The sequence below is a fragment of the Roseofilum sp. SBFL genome, assembly GCF_017746885.1.
In the GTDB taxonomy this organism is placed as follows: domain Bacteria; phylum Cyanobacteriota; class Cyanobacteriia; order Cyanobacteriales; family Desertifilaceae; genus Roseofilum.
Window position 1 is genome coordinate 1 of record NZ_JAGHZH010000089.1, and the last position, 13,256, is coordinate 13,256.

The window sequence follows — 13,256 nt, forward strand, 5'->3', positions numbered from 1 at the left end:
CTGACACCAGCGAGCGAAGTTCCCTTGAGCTTCTGGACCCCAGAGGAACAGGAGGGAGTGTCCCATGCTGTCTGCGGGACTCGATACGGCTACGGTGAGGAAGTTGCCGCCTTCGAGGTAGGAGGAAGCGAGTCCATGGGTATACCAGGAGGTCACGAAGGTGGTTCCGGTGAGCCAACCGCCGATGGCGAGGTAGGCGCAGGGGAACAGTAGAAGTCCTGACCATCCGATGAAGACGAAGCGATCGCGCTTTAGCCAGTCGTCGATGGCATCAAACCATCCTCTTTCCCTGGGCGCGCGTCCGACTGCTATTGTCATAAAGTGATGTTCTCCAAAATTTTCATAATCATTGCGATCGCGTCCTAGCTGACGTTTGAGCAAACTGCTCTAATCAGAAAATGACTCTTTTGTCCCGTCTAGTTTACGATTCTTTACCTAATTATAAGGGAAACGATCGATTTTTCAATCTTGACCTCGACCTCACCAACGGTAAAGATGGGAAAAATTGGAGAATCTGAGATACTTAAAGTTAGACTAAGTCAAATTCTTGCTTCACAAAACTGTCCTATGTATGTGATTGATGTTGTTTTAAGGAATAATCCCATTCCTCTATCTGTCGAGCGCAAATCAGAAGAAGACGCTCAAGGACTCTATGCCCAGATTCTAGAAGCCATGCGCTCTTCCGAATCTGAAGTGATTGAACTGAAGTGCGATCGCCAAACCGAAAAAACAGTTGCCCTTCTCAGCAGCGAAATCACCGCTGTCCAAAAAGCCGAGAAAACGGGAACCACAGCCGCTTCGGGTAGACCGCCTGGATTCTTCGCCGTTACTCAATAATGACTGGAGCTATCCCTAATCCTCCTGGAATTGACGTTCAGAATCTCTCCTTTGATTGGCCCTCCGGCCAATCCGTCCTCAAAGCCTGTTCCTTAGAAGTTCCTCAAGGAGAATTTTGGATGCTTCTGGGAACCAATGGGAGTGGTAAATCGACCCTTCTGCGAACTCTAGCGGGACTCCTTCATCCTCAGTCTGGTCAGATCAATCTGGAATCTCCAATCGGATTTGTGTTTCAAAATCCAGATCATCAACTGGTGATGCCCACCGTAGGAGCCGATATTGCCTTTGGTTTAGTAGAAGAAAAATTACCAATCCAGGAAGTCCAAGAACGAGTTGACGAAGCCCTAGAAGCCGTCAACCTAGTTGATCTCAAACGACGGCCCATCTACGCTCTCAGTGGCGGCCAAAAACAAAGGATCGCCATTGCTGGGGCGATCGCCCGTCACTGCAAAGTTCTGCTCCTAGATGAACCCAGTGCCCTCCTAGACCGAGAAGCCCAACTTGAATTGGTGATTCAAGTCAAAAATCTGGTAATTCAACGGGGCTTAACCGCCCTGTGGGTTACCCATCGACTCGACGAACTCGACCATTGTCATGGCGCTTTTTTGCTCGACCAAGGCCAAGTGATTGATCAAGGAAACCCTCAGCGACTCAGAAATCGCTTGATGGCCACCCATCTGAATTCTTAAACGAGGGTGAAATTTTCCGATCTACCCATTACAATTTTCGGTAACTTAACCCCGTAAAATTCCCATCGATTAACCTTACAGCATTAAGTCAGGCAACACTATGAAAACCAGACTCTCAGCTATCCATCCCTTAACCCTAATTAGCCTAGGGCTTCTCTCCCCTTTATTCATGCAACCGACTCAGGCTCTAGAAGGAGAAGTTCCCTTAAGCTCTGAATCGATTCCCCTCCTGAGTGAACTGCCCTTAATTCAAGACCCACCTAAAGTACCTGCTTTGGGAGAAGCAGCAAAATATCTGCCTGGTCAAACTCCAGTGCATCTGGTTCTGAGACTCGGAGAACGGCGAGTTTATGTTTACAAAGGGGATGAAGAGCTGGCTAGCTATCCCGTAGCTGTGGGTAAAGAAGGATGGGAAACCCCTACTGGTGACTTTGAAGTGTTTAACAAGGAAGTCGATCCCGTCTTTTTAAGCTTATGGACAGGAAACAAAATCGGTCCTGGCCCCGATAATCCCCTCGGCCCCCGATGGGTTGGTTTTTGGACAGATGGAAAAACTCAAGTTGGCTTTCATGGCACCAATAATCCCGATTCCATTGGTCAAAATGTTTCCCATGGCTGTGTCCGCATGTTTAACAAGGATGTGATTGCCCTTTATGAAAAAGTGGAACTGGGAACCCGAGTCACTGTTGAACCGTGAATATGACACACTCCCGACTCTCGCCTTCGGCAGAGCGCGGGCTTCTCCACCGAGTCTTTGGAACTAGATTTCGCATTGTTCACTAAAATGAGGGTATCTTGTAGGGGCGAAAATTTTTCACCCCTACATCATGTGATTATTATTTGAAATGACTCTTGCGACTGACCTACCGATAAAACAGAGGCGACTAAGTTTTGATGAGTTTCTAGCCTGCTATGACAGCGATAAACGCTATGAACTAATTGATGGAGAAGTTTTTGACTTGGAGCCAACCGGTAAGCATGAAGAAGTGGCTGCTTTTATCACCACAAAAGCTTGTGTTGAAATCGACCGACTAGGCTTACCGTGGCTTGTCCTCCAGCGTGGTCTATTTCTCCCTTCTGATGCTGGGATGAGTGCATTTCGACCGGATATTGCCATTATCGATCGCACCGAATTGTCCAGAGAGCCACTTTGGGCAAACCAGTCGATTTTGACACGAGGTACTTCGATTAAATTCATTGCTGAAGTGGTTAGTAGTAATTGGCAAAATGATTATGCTCGCAAACTCGAAGACTATGCAGCTTTAGGGATTCAGGAATATTGGATTCTGGATTATGCCGGTCTGGGAGGTATCCGTTATATCGGAAACCCCAAGAAACCAACCCTTTCGATCTGCACTCTTGTCGATAGAGAATATGATGTTGAAGTGCTTCGAGGCAATCAAACCATTACTTCTTTAACTTTTCCCGACCTAAATTTGACAGCGGCAGAAATTTTAAGCGCAGGGCAATAACCCTCTTTCTAGAAAGCATACAAAAAGCGAGGCAGAAAACACCTCGCTTTTGTTTTTTAGATTGAAGAATCTTCCAATTAATCCATACAGCAGCCGGTTACCAGGTTTGAGGTAATAACGGAGCGGGGGGAGGTGGTGGAGGCGGTGGGGGCTGGAGAGGTGGAAGACTCGGGGGGGGAGCCGGAGGGGGCAGGGCCGGAATAGTAAAGGCTCTAGCGGGCGGTGGGGGTTCCCGATAAAGAGAAACTCGGTTACAGAAAACGGGAGTAACCACCACATCAGCTCCTAAAATATTGCCGATGAATCCTCGTTCTCTGCGGTCAAGATATACGGTACGCACTTCACCGTCGGCTAATTCTAGGGTGACCATATCGCCAACGATACTCCGGACAGTGCCGCGAATGGTTTGTTCTGCGCCTTCAGGACTTTGGGCAAGTTTTTGAGCGGCTTCACAAACCGGACGACCTTCTGCTTGAGCGTCTTCTGCCCAAGAGGCTTGTCCTGGCATTAGGAGAATGAATGACGCACCAATAAAGGCTGCTATTTTGTTCATCCGTTTCACTCCTTCACGGTTATTAATTGGGAAAACTCTCAGAAAAGATTCCTAAAGGAACTGACTGAGGGTTTAATCCGTCTGGATTGACAGTGATTCTGGCTTGAGTTCTTGCATTCAATTTAAATCTACCAAACCCTTTATCCATAGAGGATTGAGGGTTTATAGACCCCTATTTAAGCAGGACTATTCCAGCATCATGCCACTATACTATCTTAATATGCTCAAATCCGGAACTGAAAATTGACGATCCAGACCCATGTCTCGACCCAGAACTACTGCTATTTTATTTGTTGATGGTTATAACATTATTGGTGCTTGGAGCGATTTGCAAGCAACCCGCGATCGCCAAGGACTAGACGTTGCCCGCGAACAACTGATTGAAGTGCTGACTAACTATGGTTCCTTCCGGGGCTATGATACCCGGATTGTGTTTGACGCTCATCTCAAACATTCTCCCAGTCATCGGGAAAAGATTACCCATCAAGTTTGTGTCCATTACACCAATTTTGGCCAAACGGCGGATTCTTATATTGAGATTGCTTGTGCTAAGTTTAGTCGCTCGATTGAAAAATATCAAAAGCGCCTGATTGTGGCCACTTCCGATCGCGCTCAACAAATGACGGTGGTAGGATATGGAGCGGAATGGATGTCAGCGAGTCGGTTAGCCCATGATGTCAGTAATAGTCAAAAAGGTCTGCGCGACCAACGGAAAACCGAGAAAAAAGTCTCTCGGTCTTCTGTGTTCCGTGGGCTGGATGCAGCAGCACAAAAGCGTTTAGCGGCTTGGCGTATGGGCTTACCATCTTAGAGGGTAATTGTGCAACCCATCGCGATCGTCTCCAAAAAAAAGTTGGATTAACCCCTTGACAAACCCCTAGTCTTAGCGCTACCGTAAGAAACGGTGATCCTCAGTAGCTCAGTGGTAGAGCGGTCGGCTGTTAACCGATTGGTCGCTGGTTCGAATCCGGCCTGGGGAGTTTGAAAAAATCAACCCTTTTTTAACCCATGAATGCAACAGGCACTCAGGAAGTCTCTCCTTGGAAGCAGTGGTGGACACTCGATCCCAACCGAACTTACCTGAACCATGGAGCATTTGGGGCTTGTCCGCGCCCTATATTAGAGCGACAAACCCAGTTAAGGGAACAATTAGAGCAAAATCCCACTGGGTTTATCATGCATGAACTAGAATCGCTCCTAGACCAAGCTCGGAACCGATTAGCCCAATTTTTAGGCGCAAACCCTTCAAACTTAGTCTTAATTCCCAATGCAACGACTGGAGTGAACACCGTATTACGTTCACTTCCCTTTGCTGCTGGGGATGAACTGCTGACAACCAATCATGAATATAACGCCTGTCGGAATGCTCTAGAGTTTGTGGCTCATCGGACTGGGGCTAAAATTGTGTTGGTGTCCATTCCCTTTCCTCCAAAAAACAAGCAAGATATTGCCGATCGCATCTTAGCCGCCGTTACCCCTAAAACTCGGTTAGTCCTAATCGACCATATTGCCAGTATGACCGGTTTGATTTTCCCGATTCAAACCCTGGGCAAAGCTCTGAAAACCCAAGGCATAGAATTACTTGTGGATGGCGCTCATGCTCCCGGTCAAATTCCCCTTAACCTCGAAGAATTAGAGGTAACCTATTACAGTGGCAACTGTCATAAATGGCTTTTTGCCCCCAAAGGCGCAGGGTTTTTGTATATTAAACCAGAGCAACAAGATCGGATTCGTCCCCTGAGTATTAGTCATGGAGCCAATTCGACCCGTAGCGATCGCTCTCGATTTCATTTAGAATTTGATTGGACAGGAACCCAAGACTTTACCCCCTATCTCTGCATCCCCACGGCGATCGATTTTATAGCAACCCAATTCCCAGGGGGATGGACAGCACTCATGCAACAGAATCATCAAATGATTCTGAGCGCTAAAAGCTTACTGTGTGAAACGCTCAACATTACCTGTAATCTCCCAGAATCTTGTCTCGGTTCAATGGTCTCTCTTCCCTTACCTGATGGTGCAGCATTTCCCCTCTATAACCATCTCTCCCAAGAGAGACATATCGAAGTCGCCATCATGGCCTTTCCAGGAATTCCCCATCGGTTGCTGAGAGTGTGCGCCCAAGTCTATAATACCGAGGCTGATTACCAGAACTTGGCGATCGCCCTCCCATCTACTCTCAATCATCCTCAATTCACCCAACTGGGTGATGCTAATGGGTGATGCATTTCTTTTCCTTCCTCCAGTAACCTAGGCTCAAGCCTCTCACTGGAATTGATGAGTACCTCTCATGAAAAGAAATCAACCCCAACTCATCTCCCTTCTGCCAACAGCAACCCTGAGCTTAATGGTCGTAGTGACTCTATCAACCGTGTTACGGATAGGGATCGCAACTTTGTCCTCCCAGAGTGCATTTCAACCCACCAGTGAGACCACTTATGAAAAAACCTCCTTATCAACCCATCAATCCCTTCGTTAAACCAACTTTAGGGTGAGATCGATCCCTGTACTCTACATTAACCTTGGAGGTCATGCTCATGGGGATTCCTCAAGTTTTACGCTGGACAATTATTTATTTACTACAAACTGCTGTTACTCTGACTATTGGAGCTTTATTTGTGCAATGGATCACTCGCCTTCCCTAGACGGTGGGGGCTTGGGAATGGGAAAATACTCCAGATGCGGGGACGTGGAGATAGCCCATTACCCATTAACTATTATCTATTAACGATTACTCATGGTATCCCGAATTCTTGTTGCCCTCGATCGCAGCCCAACCAGTCATACCATTTTTGAACACACTTTAGTCTTGACTCAGACCTATTCGGCTCGGTTAATGTTACTACATGTATTATCCAGTCAATCCACTGATAGTCCTTCCGATCCTCGGATCGTGAGTTTAGGGATTGAAGGGCAGTTGAGTATGGATTGGGTGAAATCCTATCACGATCAATGGGCCAAATTTGAACAAGAGAGCTTAGAGTTACTCAAGACCTTTGAAGATCGAGCCGTTCAAGCAGAGATTGAAACGGAATTGACCCAAACCTATGGTAATCCAGGGCGCGTTATCTGCGATCTTGCTCAGTCTTGGAATGCAGATTTAGTGGTGATGGGACGGCGGGGACGCTCGAATCTAACGGAATGGTTTTTAGGTAGTGTGAGTAATTATGTGATTCATCATGTTCCCTGTTCGGTGTATTTGGTACATCCGTGAGTGGGGAAGAGGAAAAACCGGGTTTTGCCCTTTCCTTGGATCAATTGTATGAAAATGATAGATAGGATTTTAATGAGGCAATATTTAAAATGAAAACAACAGTTCGGGGATTATTAATCAGTATTTTAGCTCTGTTGCTGGGGTGGATGAATCCGCAACTGGCAGAAGCTACGGGGGTTTATCAAATGCCTGTGGTGGAAGCAGGAGAGGCAACTTGGATTGTCGATCGAGCGGATGTGATTAGTCGCTTAAATGAAGGAAAACTCAGTAAACAGTTCAGTGAACTATCTGAAGAAACAGGGAATGAGGTGCGCTTGGTAACGATTCGCCGTTTGGATTATGGGGAAACGATTGATAGCTTTACCCATGATTTGTTTGAAAAGTGGTTTCCCACTGTAGAGGAACAACGTAATCAAGTGTTATTGGTTTTGGATGTAGTGACCAATAATTCGGCCATTCAGACAGGAGAGGAAACGCAGGATCTGTTGTCTGATGAGATGGCTGAGAGTGTGTCGAGCGAAACAGTGCAAGTGCCGTTGCGCAGTGGAGATCGCTACAATCGAGCCTTTTTAGGCGCAGGCGATCGCTTAACCGCTATTCTATCTGGTAATCCCGATCCCGGCCCTCCCCTAGTTGAAGACACGATTCAAGCAGAAAGTACGTTTGCGTCGGCAGAAGAAACCAAGAACTCTAACGCTATGGTTTGGGTGGCTGTGTTGCTGATTCTGGCAACTGTGATTCCCATGGTGACCTATTTCTGGTTGTATTCATAGGGTGTATAGCAGAGAAGGAGTGAGTTAGGATAGTTAGAGGTTATTGTTTCAGGCAAGAGGCAATAGACAATATCCTAACTCTCCTTTTCTATGCTGTAGCTGTAGGAGAGAAAAATTGTTCTCCCCTACATCCTGCCTCTATTTAGGCTTAATTTCACTACAGACTTCATAAAAGGTGGTTACCGGAGGTTGAACAAACAACGGTAGCATCTTGTGTAAAATCTTTTCGTTCGCCTCACTCTTATTGGCTTCCATATCCTCAATACGATCCCAGAAGATTACCGCAATTCCTCGGTCACTTCCCGGTTCTTGTAGCAAGTAGGCTCCCTCAAATCCCTCGCTATAGGTAGCGATCGCCTCTTCATACAATTCTCGTGCCTCAGCAAACTTACCTGGCTTAAATTCCCCCGTTGCCACATAAGCATATTTATAGTTGGGTTTGAGATAATCTAAAAATTCACTCATCGTTGCTCTCACATCCTCACGCGATCGCTTAGTTGCCGTTATATAGTTTGCCATAGCTTGGGGAGGATGGGGGAATGGGAGACGCTCCAGACGCGGGGACACGGGGAAATTGCCTTTTGCCTATTCCCTATTCCCCATTCCCTATCACCTAGGTATACCCAATTGATCTAAATCAGGTTCAATTCCAGGAATGGGTTGTAGGGGTGGAGGCGCTCCGGGAGTAGGAGCTAAAGGTTGCCCAACATTGGATAAATCCGGATAAAATCCTCTCGGTTGATCTCTCGCTTCGATACAATGAGTCATTACCTCTTGGGTGCTTAAGTCCATCTCCCGATCCATTCCGACTACACATTGGGCAAACCGTCGGGGCAAAAGGGCACGCCGACAAGTCTCTAGTACAGTACTAGCGATCGCATCAGATTCGTCGATGTGATTAATATCAGTGACACAACTGGCCAAATCTAAGGGGCGACGCACTTGGCGACAGGTGGACAAGGCTTCTAAGGGATCGATGTCCTCATTTCGATTGACAATTCCTACTACACATCCAGAAATATCTTTTGGATATAAGGCAGTGCCACAAGCTCTAGAACGATCTTCTGGAGAAATCCCCATCTGGGCTAACTCATAATCACAAGTCCGAAAGGCATTACGGGCGATCGCCGCTTGGGGTGGCACCAATACAGCACTGAACGCAGCAAGCAAAACCCCACCCATCAAAGGATTTAAGGCAGAAGTTAGACGAAATTTAGGATTAGACATCCTTACAACTCCTCACAAAAAACAATAGGGCGAGCAGTGATTTCTAATTATTACTGTAAGTTATTAGAAGCTACAACTGCACTCTAATAACTTACAGTGGATAAGGTATGGAAAACTAAGTTTATGAAAAAATGAGGACACCTTACCTATGCATTTAAGTGAACTCACTCATCCCAACCAATTGCATGGCCTGTCGATTGCCCAGTTGGAACAAGTTGCACGTCAAATCCGAGAAAAGCATCTGCAAACGATCGCAGCGACAGGAGGTCATTTAGGCCCGGGTTTAGGGGTGGTTGAACTGACCTTAGCGCTCTATCAAACCCTGGATCTTGACCATGATAAAGTGGTTTGGGATGTGGGTCACCAAGCCTATCCCCATAAAATGATTACGGGACGCTACAATGATTTTCATACCCTACGGCAAAAAGATGGCATTGCAGGCTATTTGAAGCGCTGCGAGAGCAAATTTGACCATTTTGGTGCTGGACACGCCTCTACGAGCATTTCTGCGGCTCTAGGAATGGCTTTGGCACGAGATAGGATGGGTGAAAATTATAAGGTGGCTGCCATTATTGGAGATGGTTCACTGACAGGAGGCATGGCTCTAGAGGCGATTAACCATGCGGGACATTTGCCCCATACTCGTCTATTAGTCATCTTAAATGATAATGAAATGTCCATTTCTCCTAATGTGGGGGCGATTTCCCGGTATCTGAATAAAATGCGCCTCAGTCCGCCGATGCAGTTTTTTGCAGATAACTTAGAAGAGCAGTTTAAGCATATTCCCTTCTTTGGTGAGACCTTTACACCAGAGATGGAACGAGTCAAAGAAGGGATGAAGCGCTTGGCAGTCTCTAAAGTCGGGGCAGTCATTGAGGAATTAGGCTTTACTTATATGGGGCCGGTAGATGGCCATGATTTACAGGAGTTGATTACTACGTTTGAGCAAGCACACCAAATTGAAGGACCGGTGTTAGTGCATGTGGCGACGACTAAAGGAAAAGGATATGCGATCGCCGAAAACGATCAAGTCGGCTATCATGCCCAAAGTCCCTTTAACTTAACCACCGGTAAGGCGATTCCTTCCAGTAAGCCCAAACCCCCTTCCTATTCCAAGGTCTTTGCCCATACCCTCACTCAACTTGCGGAAAATAATCCCAAGATTATCGGTATTACCGCAGCCATGGCTACGGGAACTGGTTTGGATAAACTCCATGCCAAATTACCCGATCAATATATCGATGTCGGCATTGCCGAACAACATGCCGTTACCCTAGCTGCGGGTTTAGCTTGCGAAGGAATGCGGCCAGTTGCTGCCATTTATTCGACCTTCCTGCAACGGGGCTATGACCAAGTTATTCATGATGTCTGTATCCAAAAGCTCCCCGTCTTCTTCTGTTTAGACCGGGCGGGAATTGTTGGTGCAGATGGGCCCACTCACCAAGGGATGTACGATATTTCTTATTTGCGCTGTTTACCCAATTTGGTGCTGATGGCTCCCAAAGATGAGGGAGAACTGCAACGGATGATTGTTACCGGTATTGATTATACCGATGGTCCGATCGCCATGCGCTATCCTCGCGGCAATGGTTATGGTGTACCCCTAATGGAAGAAGGGTGGGAACCTCTGGAAATTGGTAAAGGGGAACTCTTACGCAATGGTGACGATTTACTCCTGGTTGCCTATGGTTCCATGGTACATCCTGCCCTCCAGGTGGCCGAACTGTTGAGCGAACATGGTGTAGAAACGACTGTCGTTAATGCTCGCTTTGCTAAACCCTTAGATACGGAGTTGATTCTACCGTTAGCCGAGAAAATTGGTCGCGTTGCCACCCTAGAAGAAGGCAGCTTAATCGGCGGTTTTGGTTCTGGTATTGTAGAAGCGCTGATGGATGCCAATATTGTCGTTCCCGTTCAGCGTTTGGGGGTCCCAGATCTCCTCGTGGATCATGCTAAACCCGATGAGTCGAAAACGGCTTTAGGACTAATGCCAGCACAAATGGCAGACTCGATCCGCGATCGCTTTTTCCAAAAGCAACCCAGCCCTGTAAACGCTTAATTTGCTTAATTTAAGAGGGAGGAGTGGGCTAGTTGTTTATCACATTCTCTACCCGATCCTCCTTTCTTTATCCCACGCTCGGCTCAGGTTCATTTAAAATTGAAACACAAATCAATCATCGAGCATCACGTTCCCCTAATTCTCTGGAGACATGGTAAACAAATAGGGCAATAAAAAACCAATCACTGCCGCAGAAAAAGATAACGCTGCCGTAATTTGATCTGGGGTTAGATAACGACTAAGCCAACTAGAATTTAAGGTTTGTACAGGGTAATCTGGATCGAGTCCTACGGCTAACTTTTGGCTTTTTCCTGCTAACCTGACTTGCACTCCTACCCCTTCCGCAGGATTAGAACTGAGCGTAAAATAGCGCAATTGCTCAATATCCTGCTTATCTGCTGCGATCAAAAATTGATGTTCTTGTAGGGTTAGTGTTTTCTCTTTCATGCGGACTTCCCCTTTGAGGATAGAAGATAGGAGGATATCATTTTGGATATCTCCAGTTCGCTCAACCCAGGTTAAGTTAACATCAGTTACGGGTAAATTCCCCCTAATCCATTCCCGCCCTGGCTGCGTATTTTCGGCAAAAATTAGGGCTAACTGAGTTTCAGAAAACAGCAACAGTTGAGGATTGAGGGGAGTGTTAGGTGTAAATTGCAGTTCGGTGACTTGGCGTTCTAACCCTTCAATGGTGACATTTTCGAGAGCTAAAGTAAAGGATTCTGGATTGAGTTTCAATTTGAGGGTTGCTAGGGTTTCTGTGGCAGGTTTTGTAGGAGAACTTAAGCCTAGATTGAGTTGGGTTTCGGGAGGGTAATAAAGATAACTAAGATTGACTTAAGTCGTTGAGTTTAAGGTCAGTTCATCAATGGCTAAATCTTGAGCAGTTGACGGATAGAATAAGAGGCGACTGTTGGCTTCAGAAAAAGAAAATGAGAGTTCTGTTTTTTTGCTCAATTGGGGATTTTTGGGGCTGGTGAACGTTCCTCTTAATGTGAGAGTCTCTGAGGGAATTTGTAGGGCGAAGGCAGTGAGATTATCAATATTTTGCAGGAAGAAGTGCGAGTTGGGTTCGGGAGTGGTAAATTCAATATGACTGACGAGTAAGTTGGCTTCAAAGTTTTGGGTCACGGGAAGAAAGAAGTGGCCAATTACGATGAACGTACACACCCAAAACAGAATAAATGCAACGATCTTATCTTTCTGATTCTTCAGACGCTCAAAGGGAATGGAGGAGGCTTCAGCGGGGATAAGAATAATTTTGAAAAGAGCTGCTATTGGTAAACATAAAAATACCCATAGAATCCAGGTAATCCAATCGCAAATATGAGACCAGCTTGGGCGATCTTGGTCAGATTTTAATGGTTTCTGTTTTGGGGTTTTTGAAGAGGGAGATTTCATCTAAGATTTATGCTCAAATTAGGTACTAAAACCAGGCTGGATTATGGTAAAATAGTATAATTTGGGTATCGTTGTTTTGGGGTTGTCCGGGTCTTTGTTGTTTGATTACCATATACAACTCGTAGCGTCCCGCAGGCGCTTCGTCGAAATTCCAACTAAAGCGCACTTCTCCAGTTTTGGGATTATTTTGCGGAATGTTATGATAAACTCTACCGTCTTTACGGATTTGTAGGGTGGGGAAAGTGGTTCGTGCATTGCCACCTACATATAGGGTGAATTCGTAGTATTCAGAAGATGGGTTGAGAATAACAGGATAGTAGATTTTTTCGCTTTTTTCGGTGATGTAAGCGATCGCCCGCAGACTATTGGGAGGAACCTTCCCCGATCGCAAGACAGGTTGAGTATCTAAGTCATATTCCATACCATTATTGATGAACCGGACAGCCGTAGTGCTGAGTTTGTCGAGAAGGTAATCACGAAGGAAAGATTGCATCTTAAATTGTGGCATTTGGTTAATGCCGGGAATGCGGAGGGTGAGGCAGTTGGGATATGCCGCAGGTGCGCCAGTGCTAAAGGAGACCAAGCGAATGCTGGCACTAATGGGGCGATTTACTAAGCCTTCACAGCGATTATCGTCTCTCCGGATATAGTCTACGCTATCGGGGTTACCCAGAGGACAAGCAAAAGCAGGTGTAGCGCCGAGGGTAACCCAGAGAGACAGGAGCGTTAGGAAGATTTTGGCATTCATGATTTAGCCCTTACTCAAGACTGATTCTATTATAGTCAATTCAAATAACAGTGAAACATGCTTGTAGGGGCGAAAAATTTTTCGCCCCTACATATACCGTTATTGTAGACACTCTTAGAGTATCTCAGTATTAATTGAATTAACTATATCCCTCTTCTATCACTCTAGGCAGAGGAAAATAAGAAATCAGGCTCAAGGGAGAGAGGAAAGAGGGCAAGACCAGCAAGATTAATCAAGGAAATTAATCGTGGGAACCCCAAAGATAAGTGACCAATAGGAAAGA

16 protein-coding genes, 1 tRNA gene and 1 pseudogene are annotated in these 13,256 nt (G+C 46.1%); 11 read left to right on the plus strand and 7 right to left on the minus strand.

Going from position 1 to position 13,256, the window contains the following annotated elements:
* A pseudogene (locus J7545_RS09765) lies at window positions 1-318 on the minus strand (photosystem II D2 protein (photosystem q(a) protein)); the annotation flags it as partial.
* Between the two features lie 177 nt (window positions 319-495).
* On the opposite strand from J7545_RS09765, the gene J7545_RS09770 reads away from it, so the two are divergent.
* The 4 genes from J7545_RS09770 to J7545_RS09785 all read left to right on the plus strand — a co-directional run bounded on the left by J7545_RS09770 (window position 496) and on the right by J7545_RS09785 (window position 2,998).
* Window positions 496-837, plus strand: a complete 342-nt coding sequence (locus J7545_RS09770) for a hypothetical protein (RefSeq protein WP_318719511.1) — start codon at window positions 496-498, stop codon at window positions 835-837.
* Entirely contained in the window at window positions 837-1,526 is a 690-nt protein-coding gene (locus J7545_RS09775; RefSeq protein WP_318697931.1) for an ABC transporter ATP-binding protein, read from the plus strand. Before J7545_RS09770 ends, J7545_RS09775 begins: the two co-directional genes overlap by 1 nt.
* A 100-nt stretch (window positions 1,527-1,626) precedes the next feature.
* Window positions 1,627-2,223 (plus strand): L,D-transpeptidase, encoded by a 597-nt coding sequence (locus J7545_RS09780; RefSeq protein WP_318697932.1) that lies wholly within the window; start codon window positions 1,627-1,629, stop codon window positions 2,221-2,223.
* 148 nt (window positions 2,224-2,371) lie between these two features.
* Window positions 2,372-2,998, plus strand: coding sequence for a Uma2 family endonuclease (locus tag J7545_RS09785; RefSeq protein WP_318697933.1), 627 nt, complete (start codon window positions 2,372-2,374; stop codon window positions 2,996-2,998).
* 97 nt (window positions 2,999-3,095) lie between these two features.
* Here the strand turns inward: J7545_RS09785 and J7545_RS09790 are convergent, their stop codons facing one another.
* A complete protein-coding gene (locus tag J7545_RS09790; protein WP_318719512.1) occupies window positions 3,096-3,551 on the minus strand; it encodes a hypothetical protein in 456 nt (151 codons plus the stop codon).
* A 259-nt stretch (window positions 3,552-3,810) separates the two neighbouring features.
* Here J7545_RS09790 and J7545_RS09795 point away from each other — a divergent pair, with 259 nt between their 5' ends.
* The 6 genes from J7545_RS09795 to psb32 all read left to right on the plus strand — a co-directional run bounded on the left by J7545_RS09795 (window position 3,811) and on the right by psb32 (window position 7,538).
* Entirely contained in the window at window positions 3,811-4,362 is a 552-nt protein-coding gene (locus J7545_RS09795; RefSeq protein ID WP_318697935.1) for an NYN domain-containing protein, read from the plus strand.
* Between the two features lie 97 nt (window positions 4,363-4,459).
* Window positions 4,460-4,531: transfer RNA gene (locus J7545_RS09800), tRNA-Asn, on the plus strand.
* A gap of 28 nt (window positions 4,532-4,559) precedes the next feature.
* The gene (locus tag J7545_RS09805; protein ID WP_318719513.1) at window positions 4,560-5,774 is read left to right on the plus strand and encodes an aminotransferase class V-fold PLP-dependent enzyme; all 1,215 of its coding nucleotides are present in this window, start codon (window positions 4,560-4,562) and stop codon (window positions 5,772-5,774) included.
* A gap of 67 nt (window positions 5,775-5,841) precedes the next feature.
* Window positions 5,842-6,030 carry a hypothetical protein gene (locus J7545_RS09810; protein ID WP_318697937.1) on the plus strand — a complete coding sequence of 63 codons (189 nt, stop codon included), beginning with the start codon at window positions 5,842-5,844 and terminating at the stop codon, window positions 6,028-6,030.
* Window positions 6,031-6,288: 258 nt separating this feature from the next.
* The gene (locus J7545_RS09815; RefSeq protein WP_318719514.1) at window positions 6,289-6,765 is read left to right on the plus strand and encodes a universal stress protein; all 477 of its coding nucleotides are present in this window, start codon (window positions 6,289-6,291) and stop codon (window positions 6,763-6,765) included.
* An 89-nt stretch (window positions 6,766-6,854) separates the two neighbouring features.
* Complete coding sequence (gene psb32, locus J7545_RS09820) at window positions 6,855-7,538, plus strand: photosystem II repair protein Psb32 (RefSeq protein ID WP_318697939.1); 684 nt, start codon at window positions 6,855-6,857, stop codon at window positions 7,536-7,538.
* Between the two features lie 138 nt (window positions 7,539-7,676).
* Here psb32 and J7545_RS09825 read toward each other — a convergent pair whose 3' ends face one another.
* Window positions 7,677-8,003, minus strand: coding sequence for an antibiotic biosynthesis monooxygenase (locus tag J7545_RS09825; RefSeq protein ID WP_413038751.1), 327 nt, complete (start codon window positions 8,001-8,003; stop codon window positions 7,677-7,679).
* Between the two features lie 144 nt (window positions 8,004-8,147).
* Window positions 8,148-8,765, minus strand: coding sequence for a hypothetical protein (locus J7545_RS09830; RefSeq protein WP_318697941.1), 618 nt, complete (start codon window positions 8,763-8,765; stop codon window positions 8,148-8,150).
* 148 nt (window positions 8,766-8,913) lie between these two features.
* Between J7545_RS09830 and dxs the strand changes: the two genes are divergently transcribed.
* Entirely contained in the window at window positions 8,914-10,824 is a 1,911-nt protein-coding gene (gene dxs, locus J7545_RS09835) for a 1-deoxy-D-xylulose-5-phosphate synthase (RefSeq protein WP_318697942.1), read from the plus strand.
* 135 nt (window positions 10,825-10,959) lie between these two features.
* Here dxs and J7545_RS09840 read toward each other — a convergent pair whose 3' ends face one another.
* The 3 genes from J7545_RS09840 to J7545_RS09850 all read right to left on the minus strand — a co-directional run bounded on the left by J7545_RS09840 (window position 10,960) and on the right by J7545_RS09850 (window position 12,973).
* Entirely contained in the window at window positions 10,960-11,562 is a 603-nt protein-coding gene (locus tag J7545_RS09840) for a hypothetical protein (RefSeq protein WP_318697943.1), read from the minus strand.
* 99 nt (window positions 11,563-11,661) lie between these two features.
* Window positions 11,662-12,225 (minus strand): hypothetical protein, encoded by a 564-nt coding sequence (locus tag J7545_RS09845; protein WP_318697944.1) that lies wholly within the window; start codon window positions 12,223-12,225, stop codon window positions 11,662-11,664.
* 25 nt (window positions 12,226-12,250) lie between these two features.
* The gene (locus J7545_RS09850; protein ID WP_318697945.1) at window positions 12,251-12,973 is read right to left on the minus strand and encodes a hypothetical protein; all 723 of its coding nucleotides are present in this window, start codon (window positions 12,971-12,973) and stop codon (window positions 12,251-12,253) included.
* Window positions 12,974-13,256 lie beyond the last annotated feature (283 nt).

Coding starts and splice junctions, on each gene's coding strand:
- J7545_RS09825 (WP_413038751.1), bottom strand. CDS start 8,003: ATGAGTGAATTTTTAGATTATCTCAAACCCAACTATAAATATGCTTAT.
- J7545_RS09785 (WP_318697933.1), top strand. CDS start 2,372: ATGACTCTTGCGACTGACCTACCGATAAAACAGAGGCGACTAAGTTTT.
- J7545_RS09805 (WP_318719513.1), top strand. CDS start 4,560: ATGAATGCAACAGGCACTCAGGAAGTCTCTCCTTGGAAGCAGTGGTGG.
- dxs (WP_318697942.1), top strand. CDS start 8,914: ATGCATTTAAGTGAACTCACTCATCCCAACCAATTGCATGGCCTGTCG.
- J7545_RS09810 (WP_318697937.1), top strand. CDS start 5,842: ATGAAAAGAAATCAACCCCAACTCATCTCCCTTCTGCCAACAGCAACC.
- J7545_RS09770 (WP_318719511.1), top strand. CDS start 496: ATGGGAAAAATTGGAGAATCTGAGATACTTAAAGTTAGACTAAGTCAA.
- J7545_RS09775 (WP_318697931.1), top strand. CDS start 837: ATGACTGGAGCTATCCCTAATCCTCCTGGAATTGACGTTCAGAATCTC.
- J7545_RS09795 (WP_318697935.1), top strand. CDS start 3,811: ATGTCTCGACCCAGAACTACTGCTATTTTATTTGTTGATGGTTATAAC.
- J7545_RS09780 (WP_318697932.1), top strand. CDS start 1,627: ATGAAAACCAGACTCTCAGCTATCCATCCCTTAACCCTAATTAGCCTA.
- psb32 (WP_318697939.1), top strand. CDS start 6,855: ATGAAAACAACAGTTCGGGGATTATTAATCAGTATTTTAGCTCTGTTG.
- J7545_RS09850 (WP_318697945.1), bottom strand. CDS start 12,973: ATGAATGCCAAAATCTTCCTAACGCTCCTGTCTCTCTGGGTTACCCTC.
- J7545_RS09845 (WP_318697944.1), bottom strand. CDS start 12,225: ATGAAATCTCCCTCTTCAAAAACCCCAAAACAGAAACCATTAAAATCT.
- J7545_RS09830 (WP_318697941.1), bottom strand. CDS start 8,765: ATGTCTAATCCTAAATTTCGTCTAACTTCTGCCTTAAATCCTTTGATG.
- J7545_RS09790 (WP_318719512.1), bottom strand. CDS start 3,551: ATGAACAAAATAGCAGCCTTTATTGGTGCGTCATTCATTCTCCTAATG.
- J7545_RS09815 (WP_318719514.1), top strand. CDS start 6,289: ATGGTATCCCGAATTCTTGTTGCCCTCGATCGCAGCCCAACCAGTCAT.